Origin of the sequence: Enterococcus sp. DIV0170, from assembly GCF_051710765.1 — a bacterium.
GTDB classification, from domain to species: Bacteria; Bacillota; Bacilli; order Lactobacillales; family Enterococcaceae; genus Enterococcus_A; species Enterococcus_A raffinosus.
In genome coordinates, this window is the sequence record NZ_JBIOLG010000001.1 from 2,634,072 (window position 1) to 2,654,549 (window position 20,478).

The window sequence follows — 20,478 nt, forward strand, 5'->3', positions numbered from 1 at the left end:
TATATCAAAAATGTACAGACCGTACGTTTGATATTAGAATGAGTGTGCAATCCACCTATTTTTGATGATTATTCGAAAATTTCTTTCTAGGTTTGATTAAAACTAGGAATCAGCGTATAAACGTTGACATAACAGTGTTTATACGCCCTATTTGACGGAAACTGACGGCGATCAAAAAGATTGTGAATTTTCGAAAATTCTTTATAGACATTTTTTCTAAAGAATTTGGACTTGTGTTTTATCCGTGATTATAGTAAGCGCTTACTTAAAGCGGGCAAAAAGACCTGTCCAAAAAAAGAAAAATCAAAAAAAAACACGAGATATTTAACTGATTTTTCTATTGGCTCGCTCCATTTGATAGATCACTTCGATCCGCTGTTCCATCATAGAATCGGCATATGTGTCTAGAGTCAACTTAGTTGAAGCATGTCCCAATAAGGCACTGACTGATAAAATATCACTTTGCGCTTCTAAGCAGCGGGTCGCAAAAGTATGGCGCAATTGATGGAAATGGATGTCTCCCAATCCACACTTTTTTCGAAGTTGATGGAAATGATACGTCAATAGTCGAGGTTCCATCGGATGATTTTTTGTAGAAAAAACAAAACTTCCTTTTGACTGACCTCGGTGTTTCAAAAGCGCTCTTCGCAAAGACTGACTTATCGGAATAGTGCGAGTACCATAATCGGTTTTCGTTGAACCAATCACCAGTTGCGTCTTTTGTTCCCTCAAACTTAGTGCGATCCTTTGACAAGTATGTTTGACCTGAATCAAATTGCGTTCAAAATCAATGTCCTGCCACTGTAAGGCAGAGATTTCTCCGATTCTAAGACCGGTGTGCAAGGCTAGATATGTTGGCAATCCTGCGCCTCTTTTTTCTTTGAGCGCAACTTTTTCTAACTCATACTGCTCGTTTTTTGTTAATGCACGGATCTTCTGTGTTCGATTCCTAGGCAGCTTCAATGTTAAAAAAGGATTCTCTTTCATTTTCTTCTGATCTTTGGCGTAGTTCAGACATTTATTTACAATTCTCAGAATCACTTGCATGGTTGATGGTTGCAGCTCTTTTTCTTGCCAATACACAATTAACTTTTTCCCGACCTCTGTGGTCAACTCATTTAGAAATAGTTGACCAATAAAAGGGAAGACATATTTGTTCAATTTGTAATGGTAGGAACTGAACGTCGAGGGTTTGACCTCGCTTTGAATTTCTTGAAGCCATACTTCTCCCCATTCTTTCAAAGGAATACATGCCTCTCCATAAAGCTCTTGCTGAGTAAGATAGTGGGCTTTTAGTGAGTACAGTTTGATTCTCACTTCTTGGAAGGCTCTGCCATATACATACCCATACTTTATTTTTCCGTTGGATCGATATCCTTTTTTATAGCGTCCTTCCCAACGCCCATCTTTCCTTTTGTAAATGTTTTCTCCTCTGCGCATAATTCTTCCTCCTGACGGCTTAATTGACGGAGAATAGTTCGTTACTATTTCCGTTTTCGCGTTCTTTCTATTTCTTTTTTATGTGATTGAATATTAATAGAATGTTACAAATATCTTTTTTTAATAATTTAAAACTATATATTGATTATTCTTACGAGGTATTCTATAATTAAGTCAAATCAATTCACTTTTTTATAAGATGTTTGTGTTATTGAAAGAATTTTATTCCTAGTTTTAATCAAACTATGTAATAATTTAAACGAAAATAACAGAATTATCAATTAAAAATTACATAGTTTTTCTCATATATCTCCTTGTAGCCCTTGAGAAGATACTTTTTTTCGTTGTTTTAAAAATGGTCATTTTTCTTAAAAATAAACATATTTTTTTATCTTTTCTTTTGTTTGAATTTTGGACGAAAAAGACGTTTTTTCTTTTTTGTTTATTTTCAACACGTAATTAAAGAAAATTTGTTTCTTCCTTTTGCCGTATATTGTTTTTAGAACCAACAGTAAAGCGCATTATTAGAAGGGGGAATTTTTATGAGTAAGAATCACCATGATGAGATTTTAGATTACAAGAGTCACGAAAGGATTTGGCTGGATTATCAGTCTGTCGCTGAGGTCTTTGATCCGGCAAAGGTGCAAGAGATTTCTTGTATTCTTCCCATGCCGGATCACTCGGGGGTGTTGATCCTTGCGGAGAATGAGATCTTTATCAATCGTCAGAATGCCTTGAGCACTCTGCGTGAGTTTGCCTTGACCCATAATTTTCCTGATTATCGAACACTTTCTTCCGTTCTCAAGGATATCGGTTATTTTGGAAAATATAAGCTGCCTTGGGCGTGTCCTTATTTTGCCTTATGTCCTCTGGAGGGTGTGACGAATAGTGTATGGATCAATCCGGTAAAGGTCGAGAATATCTACAAGTTGGACGGGCAACATTATGCACAGCTGCTCAACGGCGTGAAGCTGGTAATTCCTGTTCAGCGCTATTATGCTTTATTAAGGATGGAAATTGCCTGTGGGATTCTTGCGGCCATTCGTCAGGATATCTTTCACTTTTCAATACTGGGGAATCGACCGCTGGATTATTTGAGTCTGCCGAATACGGCTTTTGCGCAGAGCTTGAAAAAAAGACCGCTCCTTAGAACCTTTGTCACAAGAACCTTTGAGATTCAACGGCGCTATCAACGGGCTCGTTTCCTGCATTACTACAATGAATTAGCTGACAATCCCAAAGATCTTTACTGGGAAAACTGGTATTAGACGTTCTCAAGACTGGATGAAGCCCTTCATCCAGTTTTTTTGTGTCTGTAAGTCAGCGAAGAAGCCAAACTTTCCATTGTATATTCTTCCAACGGTTCAAGTCAAAAGGCAATTTCGATGCTTCCCTCTCAACTTCGATGATTTGAAACGGTCTTTCAACGTTTTTCAGCACTAAACATTCGAAATTGAGGGGGGCGTGTTCGAAATTGCGAGTCGCCTTTTTTTATTATATCCAGTATCTTTTAGTCACCGGCCGAAGATAAAAAATCGATTCCAAACACCAAATATGTCGACTCTGTAAAAATGATCATTTTTCTATCAAACGAGGAACGGCGAGATATCCGCCTTCCTCGAATTACGAAGGAGGAGAAACATCCCATGAATGAACAAGCGCTTTCCCACCAGCAGCTATTCAAATTAACACCAAAAACACTTGAAAAACGAATCAAAGAATACTATTACACCACCCAAAACAGCAGCTTAACGATCAAATATATTTTAACCTTGCGTGTCAGGCACCAACTGGGTGCGGAAGAGTTTGCTCTCATTCTGAAGGATCTTGTCCGCGAGATTTTCATGAACACCAAGGCTACTCGCACCATGAAGCGGTTCTTCTATTACTTTCAGGACTACTTCATGACACCTGAATGGAAGGCCTTGAAAATGAAAACCTTCCCTGTCCGCAACTTTGGTACGAAAGCCTTGTCCATCGTTCGCTCCTTAATCGCTAAAGTCCGCCCTGCCGAAACGACCGAATCATGATCGTCGCTTACCTATCTATACAGAAAAATTCGAGAAAGGGTTAAAAAAATGAGAACTGATTTAGTTGCAACATTTACGAACGCTCGTGGATCAAGACACGACTGGACCTACAAAGAGCTGAATGCGGATCTGCCGATTCCAGTGATCAAAGAAGCGTGTGAATTATTAACTTCCCTAGATATTTTCGAGAAAGATGGCGTAAAGCTATTTGATTCTCTTGTAACAGCAAAGATCGTGACCACGACAGAAACGATCATTTTTGATAAGACCAAGGATTTACCGAGAGAAAAGGAATCATCCCTAGAAGTAACTGCAATGAAAAACCAAGGAATCGAAAAAGTCGCAGGGCGTTTATTAGAAGCGAAGAATCCGCTATTGATGACCTTTGAAGGATCAGAGAACCGGAAAGAGATTACTGATAAAACACTATTGATCCCAGCAGCAGCTTCACCCCTTTCTGTAGTCCCTAATCAACAACTACAGGAACATGAAGCAATCAAACCTACCGAAAAGGAAACTCCCGGAGGAAGAAGAATCGGTCATTCCTCCGATCCAATAAATGCGTTACCAAATTCAGAACCGCATTCCCTAGAAAATGGGCACAGGCTCAAACAAGTCCTCGCTCGATTTTGGAGAAGGAAAACGAAGAACAAAGAAGCGTCTCACATAAAGGAAGTCAAAAAGGAATAAATCCGTCAAAAATTCTATCCTTTTCACATCATTTGAGCGGAAGTCATTCGCTAGGATCGTCCTCTCCTCATTCCGGAAGCTGAGATGACGACTTCAGACGATAGATATGTAATGGCCTTCTGAAAAAGGGCAAAAAAATAAGAGCCGAAAGATTTCTCTTTCGACTCCTATTTATGACTCTCTACATGCATAAAGCCCCAGTTTGTCGGCATATAATACCCGTCTACGGTCATATCCTTCAAATCACTGGAAACTAGTTGCCCTGTGATGTAGTAGATTCGTTTTGCTTTGCGTTCGGCATCGCCCAGTTTTGCCAAAAGACCGTTCAAGTCATATTCCGGCATCAAATAATAATGAAAATTAAAACCCTTCAGGCGTTCATGAGTGATCGCCCCCTCAAAGGTCAATAATTTTTGTAATTCGTCATCATTGAATGCCAAGTCAGTTGGTGTTAAGGTCAAGCCTTTGTATTCAAATGAGTCTGTCATCGCGCCACCCCTTCGACTCATTTTACCATATCCAAAAATGGTGTCACTATTCTTTCAGCCATTCCCGCGCGTTCTGAACCTCGTCCATCGAGACCTGATGACCATAAGGCGTATCGACTACCGTGACTGCCGCACCTCGATCGCGAAAGGCCGCGACTAGTTCCGCAAAGGAGGCCTCACTGACGATGGGATCTTTTGCGCCGCCATAAGAAACCCAAATTTTTTTATTTTCTAAACGAAATGATTGGGTATGCAGCTCCAAGGACATTGGATGGAAAAAGATTCCTCTGGACAGGCTTGTTTCTCGCTCCAGCAGCATATGCGCCGCAATGTTCGCACCATTTGAATATCCGACTAAGGTCCATTCTTCCAGTGGGATTCCTTTTTCCTGACTGATTGCTTTGATCTCATCCAATAGATGATCCGTTTCTTTTTCTAAACTCTCAAAATCAAATTGATTCAAGCCGTTGCGTTTGAAGAAACGATTCATCCCGTCTTCTTTAATCTTTCCTCGTAAGGACAAGACTGTACTATCCTCATCTAAGAATTTTGCCAACTCCAGCAAAGACGTTTCATCCCCGCCTGTTCCATGAAGCAAAATAAATTTTTTCCCATTCGGTTTTCCTGCTTGATATAGGTATTCCATCTCCATGCACCTCACTTACTAATTGTAAGTTAACATGAATACGTGCATAGGACAATTTTTTTGTTTAGGAGTCGCGTCTCTTTCTTTTGATACGCCAATAATTCAGCAGGATCAACAGCAGCATAACGCCGCTGGTAATCAGGATGACCTTCAATAATAAATAATTTTCTTCACTCATTTTTTTCTTCTTTACTTTTTTGTTTGGCTGATAAGGAACGCGTTTCCCACGAACCAATAATCGATGAGAGTTCACACCATACGGGGTACAGGTCAACAATGTCGCGTAGACTTTTCCTTTGACCGCCTTTAACAATTCTGTCTGCTCCGGCTCAATCACAGAAATCTTATCCACCTCATAGGCCAAGGTTCGATCCAATACACGAATATAAAAATGATCACCTTTTTCTAATTCTGTCAAATCGGTGAACAACTTGGCTTGCGTCAATCCGGTATGTGAGGTTAGCACCGTGTGAGTCCCTTCTCCCCCAATCGGCAGCGCAGAACCTTCCAAATGTCCAACTGCTTTTCGCAAAACCGTCTCCTTCGTGCCATGATAGATGGGCAAGTTCACATCAATGCTGGGAATCTTCAGTTGCCCCATCGTTCCGCCTACATTTAGAACCTGATAATAATTATCCGGCATGACGATCCCTGATCCTGGAATGAAAGGGTCATGGGCAGGTTGACCCAATAAATTCTCATTATAAATTTGTGCCTGTTGCATCCGCTTCGCGATTTCTTCCGGCGACAGCTGATCCGCTTCTTTTCGATACTTCTCCATTACCTGCGTGGCATTTTTTTGATTCAGGTAGTTTCCTATGAAAGGGTAAGCAATGATGCCGATTCCAGTTATTAACAATAAGACAATCAATACGATTCGTTTCATCCTTTGCCCTCTTTCTATGTATAGAAAAAACCGAGCATCACTCGGCTTTTTCATCAAGCTTTATTTAAACAGTCTTCTTCTTTTTATTCATGGTCAAAATAATCGCCAGACCAATCAGAATGATCCCAAAGACTACTAGTAAGATCGTTCCTATACCCCCAGTATTTGGTAAGGTGAAGCCCTTTTTGTTAACAATAGTTTCTGTCAACACATGGTATTTATTTTCATTAGTCCCGTCAAATGTTACTTTAACGGGTGCGTCCAATAGATTGTAGTCTGCCGGTGCCTTGGTTTCTGCTATCCAATAGCTTTTCCATGTAGTTGTCCCATTAGAAACCTCATGTGTCTGTATACCTTCAAACGAGGTTGCGTAGAAAATTTTATCGTCCAAACCAAGATTATCATCATCCGCTTCATATGGACGTACGACCCAATAGAAAGCATCATCAGAATTGTATCCAGCATCACCTTTCTTGAGAATATCAACAATATATTCCTTCTTTGAATCAAGCTTCACTTTCAGAAAATCACCGGCTATTGCATCGGTATCAGTAAGAGCTACTTGAAATTCTGCACCCTTCAATTCCGTTGTTCCATCCGAATCCTTCTTGTCGATAAAAATCTCCCCCGTATGCACTTCGCTAATCGGTGTTTTATCTGAATCTGTGGTTGAGCCGTTATCAAATTCGATGGTTGCATCATTTTTGATTTCATTTTCTTCGTCACTGTTGATATTTCCGTTCACAGTCGTATCAAAAGAAATAGCGACCTTCTCAATACCATCTGTTGCGGCAAGCTTAGCGATCCCTGCAGCAGTCAACGAAACAACGATTTTTTCTTTTGCATCTGCTGTAGCCGATGAATGAGTCACCTCAAAATCATTTGGATTAATTAATGGAATAAGTTCATTGCCGCTTGCATCTAGCCCAACAACTTTAACACTTCCGTCAACAAAGTTCAGACGCTTATCTAACTCATCGATTACATCAAATTTCTGGTAAACCCCAATATCAGAAGGGACATTTGCGGTAATTGTCCAGTTCACCTTGTCCCCTACATTGATTGAAGGGACATCTGGTTCTTTATCAGGATTCAGCCCTTGGTTTTTCGGGTATACATGGACATCAGTATTCCAGCCGTTTCCTGCAGAATTTGTCATTGGAACCGCCACAATGAAAGGTTTAGCAGCAGAGGTAATGGTCTTCCCTCCGTTTCCATCTCCTTGCACCTTGTAACCAGTTGATTCAGCTAAGTTTTCTTCCACATAGTAATAGCCAGCAGGTAAATTTGTGTATTTCAATTCCCCAGTTGTATCAGTCTTTTCATTAGGACCAGCATCAGATTCTATTAGCACTAATGTGTATTTGTATTCGGTGCTATCTTTTTTCACAGTTAATTCAAGACCGTTTCTTGAGTATGTCCAGCCATCCTTGTCAGATGGAGGTGTATCTGGCGTTGAAAGATCATTAGGTGTTATCCCATATACATCAAATTGAATGCCTGCAATTGGTGGATTAATCGCCGTATCAATACTCTCTGCTTCACCATCTCCTTCTGCACCAACAGCGCTTGACGTTTCCGCCCAATACTTATGGATCGTTAAATCTCCATTTGTCGGTCTTGTGCCTGGTGCCGCCAGTACTGAGGCAGCACCACCTAGAGTTGTCGCTAGTACAAATAAGATCGTGATTAGTTTGCTAAATAGTTTCTTCATCTTCTTTTCCCCCTTATTTTTTTGTTGCTTGTTCTGACCAATTAATATGGCAAAACCAAGTGTAACTATGCCAATAATTAACAGGAGCACTCTCATAGACCCGCCAGCTCTTGGCAAAGAGTTCTTCTGATAATTTGGTAAATAATACGTACCGTCTTCAATTCGAAAGGCTGGCGGCAATGGATCGCCACGCCCTTTGACGGTTTCAATTTCCCCATAAAAATCAACCGTTACTATCCAATAACCAAGAGGCAGCTGATACCCTGCCAAGGTTTGTGTTTCCATTAATAAGTAATCTCCACGAGCGAGACCCTCAAATGTAACCTTCCCTTTATCTGAAGCATTGGTACTGCTGATTTTTTCAATCGGATTCGCCATATCCCATTTTGTATCTGAAGCTTCTGGATCTTCACTACCAGTCGTCCCTTCCTCACCTTCTTTCGTTTTATAAAGAGAGAAATGAACACCGCCTAGTGGAGTTTGGTTGCCATCTTCTTTATAGAAGCTAATCGGTTTTGTTTTATTGGTTAAATAGAGTGACTTTCGATCGTCACTAATGGCGTGTCCAGGGTCTTCTCCATCAACAGCCGTGTCGCCTAAACCCACCTTATATTTCACTTCAAAAATTTCGAATTGTTGAGTGGTCGGGTTCCAAGCAGTTTTGACAAGCCAGTATCCCTCTGGCAGCTGATACCCACTATAAGTTTCCGTCTCATGAATAATGTACCAGTCGTAATTTTTATTCTCATCACCATTTAAGCCTGTCTGTCCGATCTTCCCGAAGAACCCTTGGTTGTCGGTCGTTCCTGTCGTGAGTTTTTCCCAAGGAGACTTGTTATAGGCATAGTTCTCATGAAAGTATCCACCACCAGTCCAACGATAAATATCGAATTGTACCTTCTGCTGATTGGCCGATGGCATCGCCTCATTTTGTTCATTGACTTTAAAAAGAGATATCTCTGGTTTTCTGTTTTTTAGAATATACCGATTGTCATTGCTTTCGCTGGGCGTTTCAAACTCTGGCTTATCCACTTCCGTTCCATGTGCCCAAGAGGGGGCAGAGAAAATAAGATTGGTGCTCATTCTAACGACCCAATAAACCTCTCGATAAGTACTAAGGTCCACAGGAGGGTTGTTATAAGCTAGAACATAATCTGGATAGGTTTCTACCTCTACGATTGCATAATGCTTTGTAAGATCTGTAATTTCAGGTACTCGGATTCTTCCTAAGGCATCTGTCGCAATGGGTTCATCATTGATTTTCGTCCAAACATTAGGCTTAGCTACCGGCCCATTACCAGGTTCATAGGGATTACTTGTGTCCCAATTCTCATCCCACTCATAAATATCAAAGGCAACCTTCATTTCCCTTCCCTGTTCGTCAACCAATGGACTCCCATTTAAATCAACAGAGGGCATCATTTTCCCATCCATTCCCTGTTTGTAGAGAGTGAAGGGAACTTCAGCAGCGATTGTGTAATATAGCTGCAAAGTTAGGCTGCCATCTTCCGTAACAGTTCCGGTTGTCTTGCCGATGATGTCGGACAAGTCTCTATCATATTGATATGAGCCCAACAGCTCCATCAAGGGTTCGCCAACAACCTCTTCTCCAAGGTATCCTGACTTATTTATTGTTGTGTACAATTTAAAGTTTTCTTTTGCAGTATTCCCTTCACTATTTTGGATATAGTGCTCCACAGCATACGTCGCTTGGGGAAGCTTCTTGTTCCAAACAGTCACGGTCGGCCCTCGCGATGTCGTAGAAGGAATCGCAAAAGAGTCAGAAATGACCGCTTGCTCACTTTCCACCCAGTTCGGCGATTCTTGTGCGTCGTATCCCGCCGCAGCTCTGTTCTCTACGAAACGGTAGGTACCATTACTCAAGCCCAATGCGGCAAAGTCTGCCTTCACCAGTCCGTTAGCTGTCTTTTCTACCGTAATCCCATTTTCTATCTCAAAATACTTTATGCCTTCTGTTTCAAAGAGCAGCAGCTCGCCATCCTTTTTAACATCTGTCCAAGTAGCTCCATCTTTAACCTGCAGTTTGAATTCAGCACCGTTGATCGGAATATAGGCGTCCTCCTCATCACGTTCCACATCGAACTTTTGCAATAGTACTTGATTTGCGTTCAATGTGATGCTGCCATAGGGATTTTGCAAATTGGCTGTTCCTTTGTCTCTCTTCGGCATTTCCTCTGGCACTGTACGATTCAACGTCAACGCACTGTGTGTATAAATCGCTGACTCATTTTGGACAGGACCTGATGGAGTAGCTGGCGGATAGCGAACCGTAAAAGAAATATTGTACGATGTAGCCCTCCCGCCAATGACATTAGAATCTCCATAAGTGATGGAATAATAATTTTCCAACAACTCGCGATCTTCTTCAGCGTAGTATCCCCGCTTGATCGAATAATCTGCTGCCTTCGCCGCAACCTGAGTGATTTGAACCATCTGTCCTGATTTCGGATTTGTGATCGTTCGACCCGTATAGGCCTCATTCGTTAAATCACTGAGCTTCTCCTGTTCATTGTTCGCTTTTTTCAATGAACCATAATGGATCATTACAGTCGATACACCAGCGTTTTCTTTATAGACACCATATTGATATGGCGCAGATTGAATGCGGGTTTTAAACTGTGATTTGGTTTCAGTTGATTCCTGTGTCAACAGGGAAAACCCAGTACCTGTCTTCGGCTGCTGAACCTCACTATTATCAGAAGCATCCCGATAGGTAGGCCCATTTCCATAATCAGCTAAAACAAAGGATTGATAGGCTGCAGTCGTAGATGAATACACCCCTTCTTGCCTCGCATAATTCTCTTGTGTCAGACCAATAGGGATTGGGATATACGCCGCGATTGTCATACTTGTCATCTCTGCTCCCACAGGCAGCTCATCTTCAACATAGCCACCTAAATCGCCCCCAGCTTCTTTTCCAATAGGCGCGAAAACGTCCGTATAATTTGTTCCCCAAGGATGCCAAACATCTCTACCAGGCTTCTCTCTATAAAAGCCTTGATATTCGCTCTCTGCTCCCCCATTTACATCGTAATCAACTTCATCACCGCTCAATTCAAGATTAGCGGCTCCGTTAAATTGAATCCCCCATTTCAATGAATTGTTCGATCCGGCAGCTCCAAATTTGTAGGAAAACCCATTTGAAGCCTTCAAAGCGATTTGATTGAAGGTAATACTTTTTGAAATCCCCGTCCCGCTACCATCCTGACCAAAATGGACGTCCTGTACCCCTTCTTTCGTGACATAGTTCATGAATCCGGAAAAGTTCAATTCTGAATCAAGCGTATTTATATGAAGCTTATCTACTCCATCCAAAAATTCGATCCGAATAACCTGAGTTTTTCCATCAGCAGAGTTTTCGATTCGATAACGATAGACTGATTCAGAGCCATCTTCCGTCGTAACCGTGTTCCACTCACCAGTCATCGCATACCAATGGCCGGTCGATCGATCGTCATTTTGCGGAATATCTAACTGAAAATAATCGCCTGGCAGGAGGTTTCTTCCTAATTTATCAGAGGCGATCATCCACCCGAAGGAAAAATTGTACGCTTGGTTGGGCTCAGCATTTGTTTTAGGCTCCTTTGTTAATGACTCCCGTACTCCATTTTTGTCGCGAAACAACTCCCAGTCCGTTACGACCACAGCATGAAGAATGTCTTTGCTATCGGCACGTGTTTCTTGAGTAGCTGTCTCGACTGCAGAAGCTTCCGCTGCCTGTTCATCCCTTGAAGCAACCGTATTTTCGGAAGGCTCTGTAGATTCTGCTTCAGTGTTAAACACTCGTCCATCGTTTGTCTGTCCCTTCAACAGCGAATCACTCACTCGCAACAATCCATTGGAATCATTCGTTTCCCTGACAGAGGAATCAGTCACTCTTCCCCCTTGCTCTTGGCCAATAGAAAATGTAGGGAAACAGATCGAAAAAAGGACAAAAAAAACTACGAATAGACAAATAATTGAACTTGTACTTATTTTATTCATTGTTTTATTCGTTCCTCCTTCTCATAATCATTTCTATTGTTTTTTCTAATCCAACACAAATGGACAAAAAAACTAATAAGTGATTTATAATATATTAAATCAAATTATTATAACTTAATATTACTATTATTTAATTAAAATTTCAAACTTTTATTGAACTTCACTAACTAAAGAATAATTATGAATATATTTGTTTTATAAAAGTTATTTTAAAAAGTTAAAAATTTGTCATTATAACAAAAAAAGACTGGAGCATTCCTCTCCAGTCTCCTATTATATATTTTATAACCCCTTCTTATTCCTTGTGCTGCAAAAATAACCTCATCAAACATTCGCGAAATTTAGAATGATCAGCCGCATCCCAGCGAATACAACAATGAAAGAACATGGGATAAACAGGTCCTAGCCAATTATTCTGCAGCGCCCATTCGTCCTTTGAGCGATAAAACAAGTTTTTTCGTTTATTTTTCCTTTCGGATGTTCCTCCAATAATTCAACAGGATCAATAACAGCATCATTCCACTCGTAATCAATACAACCTTTAATAACAAATAGTTTTCCTTCGTCATTTTTTTCTTTCGAACGACTTTGCTAGGAGTGTAGGCAACCCGTTCTCCTCGAACCAATAATCGGTGCGAGTTGACCCCATAAGGCGTACAGGTCAATAATGTCGCGTAGTCTTTTCCCTTGAAGGCTCTCAAAAACTCTGTCTGTTCGGGTTTGATCACAGAAATCTGATCCACCTCGTAAGCAAGCGTTCGATTTAATACGTAAATATAAAAGTGATCGCCTTTCTTTAGTTCAATCAAATCGGTAAACAATTTTGCTTTTGTTAATCCAGTATGAGAGGTCAACACGGTGTGGGTCCCCTCTCCGCCAATCGGCAGTGCGGAACCTTCCAAATGTCCGACTGCTTTTTGCAGGATCGTTTCTTTCGTTCCATGATAGATCGGCAAGTTCACTCCAATACTGGGGATCTTTAATTGCCCCATCGTCCCTTCAACGTTCAAAACCTGATAATAATTATCCGGCATGACGATTCCTGATCCGGGAATAAATGGGTCATGAGCAGGCTGCCCCAACAAATTTTCATTATAGATTTGCGCCGTTTGAAAAAGGTCAGCGATTTGCTCTGGGGTTAGCGTATCCGTCTTTTTACGATACGTATCCATCACTTGTGTCGCGTTTTTTTGATTTAGATAATTTCCGATAAAGGGGTACGCAATGACGCCAATTCCAGAAATTAATAATAGAATAATCAAAATCACCCGCTTCATCGTTTCCCCCTTCTTCCTATAGATAGAAAAAGCCGAGGGCGACTCGGCTTTTTCTCAAACGTTCTCTAGACAGTTTTCTTTTTTTTGTTCATAGTCAAAATAATCGCCAGCCCGATCATTACAATCCCAAAAGCAACGAGGAGGAGGGTCCCCATGCCCCCAGTATTCGGTAAAGTAAATCCGCGTTTATTTTCAATTTCATCGGTGGTACGGACGTATTTCGTTTTATCATCGTCTTTTGCGAAGGTTACCTGCAGCGGTTCATTCAATAAGTTATACCCTTCTGGCGCTTTGGTTTCGACTAAATAGTACGATTCAAATGTCTCTCCATGCTCTGAGATTTCCATTGTTTTCAAGCCTTCGAAGGATGCCACATATAATATGTCTCCTACAAGCTTCAACTCTTCATTTGTCTCTGCATAAGAAGGCAATGCTACCCATTTTTTCGCGGTGTCGTACCCAGCTTCACCAGGAGCAACGATGTCCTCAATGTAGGTCCCACTGCTGTCTAGAACAACGCGCAAATAATCCCCCGCAGCAGCATCAGTCTCGCTCTTAGCTAATTGGAATTGCGCACTTTTATCGACTGTTCCACCAGAATAGGTTTTATTAATAACAATCTCGCCTGTATGTACGTTCGCAGGCTGTGTCAGGTCTGTACCAACAGTCACCCCATTGTAGAGTTCGATTGTCGCCCCATTTTGAATCGCGTTCTCATCGTCGCTGGAGACATTCCCATTGACCGTTGTTTCCAAAACGATCTCAACTGTCTCAACAGTAGCTGTTCCTAGTTTAGCGATGCCTGCAGCGGTTAACGACACCACTACTTTTTCTTTATTTTGACCAGCAGCTGGTGTATGGCTCACAGTGAAATCGTTCTGCGCCTCTAACTCAACTACCTCATTACCACTTGAATTTACACCAACAACTTTGATGCTACCATCTACATAATTCAAACGTTTGTCTAATTCATCAATCACATCAAATTTGGGATAATCCGCAATATCAGAAGGAACATTAACTTTAATCCTCCAGCTCACTTTGTCTCCCACATTAACTGATGGCTCTTCTGCTCTTTTTTCAGGACTTAACCCTTGGTTTTTGGGGTATACATGAACGTCATCGTTCCACTCATCTCCAGCCGCGTTCACCATTGGGACCGCCGTGATGAAGGGTTTTGCTGGTGAAGTAATCACCTTGTTATCTGCCACTTGTACCTCGTAGCCAGCAGATGCTGCCAAGTTTTCTTCCACATAATAGTAGCCTGCATCTAAGTCCGTATACTTCAATGCTCCGTCAGTACCCGTCTTGCCATTTGCGCCATTATCAGAATTTTTTGGGGTTAACGCGTATTTGTGTTCAACAGCATCCTTTTTCACTGTTAATTCAGCACCGACTCGTGAATAACTCCAGCCATCCTTATCTGATGGCGGTGTATCGGGGGCCGCATCTTTTGGTGTTAATTGATACACATCGAATTGAATCCCTTTAACTGGGGGATTTTTATCCGTGTCAATCGTTTCCGCTTCTCCATCTCCTTCTGATCCTATATCGCTTGAAGTTTCCGCCCAATATTTATGGATCGTCAAATCCCCCGTTGTCGGTCGTGAACCAGGCGCGGCTAATACTGAAGCAGCGCCTGCGAGCGCTGTTGCTAAAATGAATACCAGTGTGATCAGTTTGGTTAGCTTTCTCTTCATCCTCTTTCTCCCCTTATCTTTTTTTCTTTTTGTCGTTTTGACTGACGATTGCTCCCACACCTAATAAAACAATTCCTACTGCCACCACGATCAACCGCATATATCCCCCTGCTTTTGGCAAAACGTGTTTTCGATAATTTGGTAAATAATACGCCCCATTATCGACTCTGAAAGCTGGAGGAGACGTACCATCTCTCGCACGGATATCCGTGATTTTTATTTCATTATTGTTCTCTTCAACAGTGATGAGCCATTCCCCTTGAGGGAGTTGATACCCCTTCGCCGTCTTTGTCTCAATCAATAAATAGCGTCCCGGCTCCAATCGTTCCAGCAAGACCGCGCCGCTAAAGCTGCTCGTCGCTGTCCGATATGGTTGACTTAAATCCCAAAAGGTCTCAGGTGCATTCGGATCTTTTGAATCTTGCGCCCAATTACCGTCAGACTTTCCAGCGTACAATTCAAATTGAACATTTCCCAAAGGCTCATTCTTTTCATTCTCCTTTGTAAAGCGCAGTGTCGGATACTGATACGATTCATTCAGCAAAACAAATTCTTTGAAGGGATTGCCCAAATCTAACGGCGCCATGAATGAGTAGGTCCATGGCACACGATCCATCCCATCCACGACAAAAGGGGTGGCGTCGTCACCAATCGTTTGATGCTTTACGTAGACAATCCAATAATCCTCTCTGTTCATTCGATAGCCATCATAAGTCTGAACTTCCTGGATCGCATAGGTCTCTCCCCAAGGCCCACCGACAAATAAATCATTGATCTTCGTTAACCGACCTTGATCATCTGTTTTAAATAAAAACTTTTCCTCCGAAGGGTCTGTCACTTCGAAGTCTGGATTGATCAAAGGGAGCCACCTAGTTGTATTCGTTAAATCCGTACTGTTATTCGGTGTTTCTCCAGCATTCCAATCTCCGATAAATTTATAGTACTTAAAGACCACCTGCTGCCGATCATTCGAAGGCATCGCGTATTTCGTATTCTTGTCCGCTTTGTACAGCATCGTTTTGGTGGCGGTTTCATTTCTTAACGCGTAGCTCCCTTTGGAGATGTAGTTCGCTCCCGGATTGTTCGTCCCATGGCTACTCAGTCCACCACCGTCCCATAATATCCAGTAAGCTTGCCGTGGGTTCGGGCAGTGATAGTTAGAATAGGTACTGGTTTCGACTAATGCGTAGGGGCCGCCGCTGACAGGAAGGTCATGCTCCCCTACGATTCGCCCATCTTCATTGGTCGTATAGGTAAAGCCCTCCATAATAGCCCAGGCCCGGTCATCAGCAGGGCTATAGTCGCCCGGTGCGTAAGTCCAAGTAGGGTCGTCGTATTTATAGAGCTGGAAGCTGACCTTCTCTGGTAGGGGATTGCCGTTTTCGTCACAGGAAGGCAGTCGCTTGCCAGACATATCCTCCTTGTAAAGCCACCAATAATTGGTGTCCTTCCGATTGAAGATGGCGAATCGGTCATTTACCTTCGCGCTTAACTGCCACTCCTCCAGTTCGCCTGTCAAATCAACCCCAGCAACATGCGAGATTTGCGCATCTAAATTGTTCGCTGTTTCCTGTGTGAAGACTATCCAATAGGTATTTTTCGTTCCTGAATTCTGATCAGGTAACTCATACTCTCGATAGGTTTGCTTTTCCACCAGTGCAAAGGTGTGCAGATACTGGACTTCTCCTGTATCCGTACGACTCTTGACGAGGTCGATTCTAGAATCTTGAATGCGTCCTTCAGCATCCGTCGTGACCGTGACCGGCTCCCCATCAATGACTAGTCGTTCCCAGTAATGGTTTGGATCATTTTCCGGATGTGTTCCTCGAATATGAGCCTCATCCCACTCTCCGTTGTAAAAATAAATATCAAACATAACCGTCTTCTCTGGTCCCAGAGGATCTCCTCGGATATCATAGGAAGGCATCGGTGAGTGCTGAGCATTATCTAACTTATCTATCGAAAAAGCGGCCACGCTTTTATCGATTTGGTAATAGAGAGCCAGCACTAGTGAGCCATCGGCATTGACAGTTCCCTGCTTTACCTCTAACGGATGCCCCGCCAAATAGCTGTAGCCTGATAACTTTCGCTCTTGGGCAATCACTTCACTATTGGTTTCACCGTGCTTTGTTTCCTGATATTTCAATTCAAAATCCGCAGGCGAGCTTGTCCCGGCCCCTTCTTTTTGCACATAATGGAAGACTGTATAGCTTGGCGCCGAAACATTTCTTACATAGCGTGTCGAACCGTTTCCCGCTGCCGGTATCAAAAATTCTTCAGAAACAACTTGGTTTACTGTTTCATCGAAATTTGGCGACCGCATCTTATCATATCCAGCGGGCGTCTCCAGCTCGACAAAGCGATATGTACCATCGGCCAGCGCTCCTGTCACGCTCCCTCCCTCAAGCGTTTGCATCTCAACGACCGGATGCCCCTCACTATCGACCACCTTCACTGGGACATTAATCGGTCCAGTTGCATACTCTACTTCAACGTCTTCCCAATTGCCTTCCGTCTTCTTTTGTAAACCAAATTTCACCCCATTCATCGGACGATTGTTTTCATCGAACTTAAGCACCGCTGCCTGATTCGATTGCAATTGGATACTGCTGTACGGGTTGCTTAACCACGAGGTGGCGCTTCGCTCATGCCTTCTTCCTTCCCACGGAAGCACTCGATCGCTGCTTTGATCAAATATCCCTGTATTGCTCTTTTTTCCACTGGCAGTCTCAGGCGGATAATTGACATTAAAGGAAACATTATAGGTTGATATTTGTCCGCCAAAGACGTTACTTTCACCAAAGGTTAAGGTGTAGTAATCTTCTAGCAGCTCTCGATCTTTTTCGCTGTAATAGCCATTCTTGATTAGATGGTCCGCTGACTTCACCGCAAAGTTTAGAACAGGAATATTCGTCCCTTTAACCATCCGACCCGATGACGCGTACTTTTGATCGGTTAAATCACTGTATTTTTTCAGCTTATATTGCTCATTGTCTGCTCTTGAGATATCTCCAAAGTAGACCATCAATGTGTATTGCTTGGCTTGCTCATCATAGTAAGCACCATATTGATAGTCTCTTGCCTTCACTCGCTCTCTAAACGCCGTCTTGCTCTCTCCGCTTTCTTGATAGACTCGGTCAAAGGACGTCTCCTGTGTCGGCTTTTGCCACATCTCGCTTGTCGGACTTGTTCGATACTCGGGCCCCCTTCCCGTGTCGAAAAGAACATAGCTCAAATAGGCAGAATCGGATGCGGTGATTCCACCTCTGTGCTTACTGCCATCATAAGGCTGCTGCTCTGTAAAAGGGAAAAGAATGGGAATTCTTGTTTCAGCGGTGATGGTGATATTTCCCAAGGTGGCGCCTGACTCCAACTCATCCTCCATAAAAATTCCGAGTGCGTCTGTCGCGTATTCTCCCCAATCATGGTCTGGATTCACAGGATCGAACCCCCAATAAGTCCCTATCCCATTGTCACGCTCTCTGATCATGTCCCCACCCAGTTCAACAGGCGCAGACAGATTGATCGGTAAAGAGTACTTGATTGAATTGTTCCCTGAATTCTCGGCATTTTTATAGCTATGCCCGCTGGAAGGATCAAGCTGTCGCGCATTGAAATAGATTTGCTGCGTCGAGTTGCCAAAAGCAACATTTTGAATCCCTGCCTTTAAGGTATAATTCTTTAACCCGCCGTGTCCAAGATTGAACTCGCCTGAAATATCGATGACTTTTCCTACTTCATTCGTAAACTGAACCCGAATCTGCTGGATCGTATAATTACTCTCCGGCGTTCCTTCCACATACCATTCGCCAATCTTTGCTACAGAGCCATCCGCCAATTCTGTCATGATCGGTGTCGTTGCAGTTGAATTCAAGGCTACCCACGAACCTGACGCGTCAGACTTGTCTGGCAGAGTCCCTTCATTTTGCGGCAAGGTCAACGTAAAATAATCATTGGGCTGGATTCTGATTGTGCTCGCATCAGAAATTTCCCACTTAAATTTGAAGGTATATCCCTGATCAGAATTGGCTGGATTAGACGTTGATAAGCGCGTGTCGGAATTGTCATAGATTCCCCATTCTGTCACCTCAACCCGATCGTTCAACGATCCAGGCGAACGTACCCCTTCTAACTGGATGTCATTCGGAACAGCCTCCTCCTCACTACTTTCCTCCACAGTCTCTTGCTCCTGCGGCTCTTCGGTCGAGTAGCCCTCTTCACTGTCCTCCGTATCAGCCACAACCTCACTGCTGGACTCTGCGTCCGTCAAATCAGCTAAATCGCTGGTTGATTCGATCACGCTGTCGCTTGTAGTTATTTGCTCACTGTTTTCTCCGAATGAGAGTGCAGGAGAAAATAGTGATAAAAGTAACATTATGCTTAGTAACGACCGCAAAACCCTATGCTTCATCATCATCCCCTCTCCTCTCTTTCCCATTTATTACTTTCCAGTGGTCAAAAATGATGTTTTGCCTTCATTAGTAACGAGGAATATTTTATATAAAAAAGAAAATTAATGGTTTCGGTATAATTAAATATGTTTATTTTATTTTAAAAAAATAAATTTACTGTATCGTTTTACACATAAAGTTTACTACTATTTATTATAATTTCAATAATACACTATATTTTTTTATTAAAAATAAATTAAAAAAATCCGTCTAGTTTTGCTTTAAGACCTGTTCAACACAAAAAAACATACTACGAGGAAAGAGTAGTATGCACCTAACTATTTAATAGACTATTCAATAACCCTTCAATAATGGCTAAGAAACGACAGACTCAAAGGATTACCTAGCGATCTTTTGAGTCTGTCTGCCAGCGGTCAGAACTTGCGGGCAGCTAATACGCCCCATCCGGTTTCAGCATGACCTTTATCGTTTTAAGAATCAACGAAAGATCCTGTCTGATGCTTCGAGTCTGTATATACATAAGATCAAATTCCACCATCTCATCGAAGTCGACTTCATTGCGGCCACTAACTTGCCACAGTCCCGAACAGCCCGGCTTCACCAGTAAACGTTGCAGATCAACCTGCGTGTATTCAGCGACTTCTCTTTGCAAAGGCGGTCGCGGCCCAATCAAACTCATGTCTCCTTTGATGACATTGATCAGCTGGGGAAGCTCATCTAAGCTTGTACGGCGAATGAATTTGCCGAATTCCGTTATCCTTGGATCTTCCTTAATTTTAAACATCGCTCCTTTGAGCTCATTTTTCTTTAGGAGTCCCGTTAACTGTTCATCTGCATCGACACACATCGAACGGAACTTATACATCGTGAATAGTTTGCCATTCCTTCCTACACGTTTTTGTGCGAAGATCACTGGACAAGCTGGTTCGTCCTTATGTATTTTATAGGCGATCCACAGCATGACCGGGGAAATAAGAATCAGACCGCTGCTAGCTAAAGGTAAATCAAAGATTCTTTTAGCAAGCTCATAAGCGGTTTGCTCTTCGATCTTTTCTTTATCTAGCCAGATCCCTTGCGTGTGTTCTTGATCCACATAGATGCCGCTGTTCAAATTACTCATGTGCCAAAAGGTCTTCTCACTTTTCATCCCTAATTCCTCCAACATCCAACATAGTACGAAAAGAAATAAA

The 20,478-nt window shown here is 42.4% G+C and carries 12 protein-coding genes; 3 read left to right on the forward strand and 9 right to left on the reverse strand.

Going from position 1 to position 20,478, the window contains the following annotated elements; translation table 11 throughout:
* Positions 1 to 324: 324 nt before the first annotated feature.
* Complete coding sequence (locus IGI50_RS12725; RefSeq protein ID WP_438777176.1) at positions 325 to 1,440, reverse strand: tyrosine-type recombinase/integrase; 1,116 nt, start codon at positions 1,438 to 1,440, stop codon at positions 325 to 327.
* A gap of 542 nt (positions 1,441 to 1,982) precedes the next feature.
* On the opposite strand from IGI50_RS12725, the gene IGI50_RS12730 reads away from it, so the two are divergent.
* The 3 genes from IGI50_RS12730 to IGI50_RS12740 all read left to right on the forward strand — a co-directional run bounded on the left by IGI50_RS12730 (position 1,983) and on the right by IGI50_RS12740 (position 4,160).
* Positions 1,983 to 2,708, forward strand: coding sequence for a hypothetical protein (locus IGI50_RS12730; protein ID WP_438777177.1), 726 nt, complete (start codon positions 1,983 to 1,985; stop codon positions 2,706 to 2,708).
* Positions 2,709 to 3,086: 378 nt separating this feature from the next.
* The gene (locus IGI50_RS12735) at positions 3,087 to 3,470 is read left to right on the forward strand and encodes a hypothetical protein (RefSeq protein ID WP_438777178.1); all 384 of its coding nucleotides are present in this window, start codon (positions 3,087 to 3,089) and stop codon (positions 3,468 to 3,470) included.
* A gap of 48 nt (positions 3,471 to 3,518) precedes the next feature.
* Positions 3,519 to 4,160: a DUF2922 family protein gene (locus tag IGI50_RS12740; protein WP_438777179.1), complete on the forward strand. Its 642-nt coding sequence runs from the start codon at positions 3,519 to 3,521 to the stop codon at positions 4,158 to 4,160.
* A gap of 167 nt (positions 4,161 to 4,327) precedes the next feature.
* Here the strand turns inward: IGI50_RS12740 and IGI50_RS12745 are convergent, their stop codons facing one another.
* From IGI50_RS12745 to IGI50_RS12780, 8 genes are all read right to left on the reverse strand, one after another.
* A complete protein-coding gene (locus IGI50_RS12745) occupies positions 4,328 to 4,648 on the reverse strand; it encodes a hypothetical protein (RefSeq protein ID WP_240145422.1) in 321 nt (106 codons plus the stop codon).
* Between the two features lie 46 nt (positions 4,649 to 4,694).
* On the reverse strand, positions 4,695 to 5,294 hold the full coding sequence (locus tag IGI50_RS12750) for an alpha/beta hydrolase (RefSeq protein ID WP_438777180.1): 600 nt from the start codon (positions 5,292 to 5,294) through the stop codon (positions 4,695 to 4,697).
* Between the two features lie 64 nt (positions 5,295 to 5,358).
* On the reverse strand, positions 5,359 to 6,180 hold the full coding sequence (locus IGI50_RS12755; protein ID WP_438777181.1) for a class C sortase: 822 nt from the start codon (positions 6,178 to 6,180) through the stop codon (positions 5,359 to 5,361).
* Positions 6,181 to 6,244: 64 nt separating this feature from the next.
* Positions 6,245 to 11,899, reverse strand: a complete 5,655-nt coding sequence (locus IGI50_RS12760; protein WP_438777182.1) for a SpaH/EbpB family LPXTG-anchored major pilin — start codon at positions 11,897 to 11,899, stop codon at positions 6,245 to 6,247.
* A gap of 461 nt (positions 11,900 to 12,360) precedes the next feature.
* On the reverse strand, positions 12,361 to 13,176 hold the full coding sequence (locus tag IGI50_RS12765; RefSeq protein ID WP_438777183.1) for a class C sortase: 816 nt from the start codon (positions 13,174 to 13,176) through the stop codon (positions 12,361 to 12,363).
* A gap of 65 nt (positions 13,177 to 13,241) precedes the next feature.
* Positions 13,242 to 14,876: a SpaH/EbpB family LPXTG-anchored major pilin gene (locus IGI50_RS12770; protein ID WP_438777184.1), complete on the reverse strand. Its 1,635-nt coding sequence runs from the start codon at positions 14,874 to 14,876 to the stop codon at positions 13,242 to 13,244.
* A gap of 13 nt (positions 14,877 to 14,889) precedes the next feature.
* A complete protein-coding gene (locus IGI50_RS12775) occupies positions 14,890 to 19,314 on the reverse strand; it encodes a SpaA isopeptide-forming pilin-related protein (RefSeq protein WP_438777185.1) in 4,425 nt (1,474 codons plus the stop codon).
* A 404-nt stretch (positions 19,315 to 19,718) separates the two neighbouring features.
* Positions 19,719 to 20,435 (reverse strand): sugar transferase, encoded by a 717-nt coding sequence (locus IGI50_RS12780; protein ID WP_438777186.1) that lies wholly within the window; start codon positions 20,433 to 20,435, stop codon positions 19,719 to 19,721.
* Between the last annotated feature and the right edge of the window lie 43 nt (positions 20,436 to 20,478).

What these genes read in the sequence shown, in the direction of transcription:
- IGI50_RS12770 (WP_438777184.1), bottom strand. Translation starts at nt 14,876, where the DNA reads ATGAAGAGAAAGCTAACCAAACTGATCACACTGGTATTCATTTTAGCA.
- IGI50_RS12755 (WP_438777181.1), bottom strand. Translation starts at nt 6,180, where the DNA reads ATGAAACGAATCGTATTGATTGTCTTATTGTTAATAACTGGAATCGGC.
- IGI50_RS12780 (WP_438777186.1), bottom strand. Translation starts at nt 20,435, where the DNA reads ATGAAAAGTGAGAAGACCTTTTGGCACATGAGTAATTTGAACAGCGGC.
- IGI50_RS12730 (WP_438777177.1), top strand. Translation starts at nt 1,983, where the DNA reads ATGAGTAAGAATCACCATGATGAGATTTTAGATTACAAGAGTCACGAA.
- IGI50_RS12765 (WP_438777183.1), bottom strand. Translation starts at nt 13,176, where the DNA reads ATGAAGCGGGTGATTTTGATTATTCTATTATTAATTTCTGGAATTGGC.
- IGI50_RS12740 (WP_438777179.1), top strand. Translation starts at nt 3,519, where the DNA reads ATGAGAACTGATTTAGTTGCAACATTTACGAACGCTCGTGGATCAAGA.
- IGI50_RS12750 (WP_438777180.1), bottom strand. Translation starts at nt 5,294, where the DNA reads ATGGAATACCTATATCAAGCAGGAAAACCGAATGGGAAAAAATTTATT.
- IGI50_RS12725 (WP_438777176.1), bottom strand. Translation starts at nt 1,440, where the DNA reads ATGCGCAGAGGAGAAAACATTTACAAAAGGAAAGATGGGCGTTGGGAA.
- IGI50_RS12760 (WP_438777182.1), bottom strand. Translation starts at nt 11,899, where the DNA reads ATGAATAAAATAAGTACAAGTTCAATTATTTGTCTATTCGTAGTTTTT.
- IGI50_RS12745 (WP_240145422.1), bottom strand. Translation starts at nt 4,648, where the DNA reads ATGACAGACTCATTTGAATACAAAGGCTTGACCTTAACACCAACTGAC.
- IGI50_RS12775 (WP_438777185.1), bottom strand. Translation starts at nt 19,314, where the DNA reads ATGGGAAAGAGAGGAGAGGGGATGATGATGAAGCATAGGGTTTTGCGG.
- IGI50_RS12735 (WP_438777178.1), top strand. Translation starts at nt 3,087, where the DNA reads ATGAATGAACAAGCGCTTTCCCACCAGCAGCTATTCAAATTAACACCA.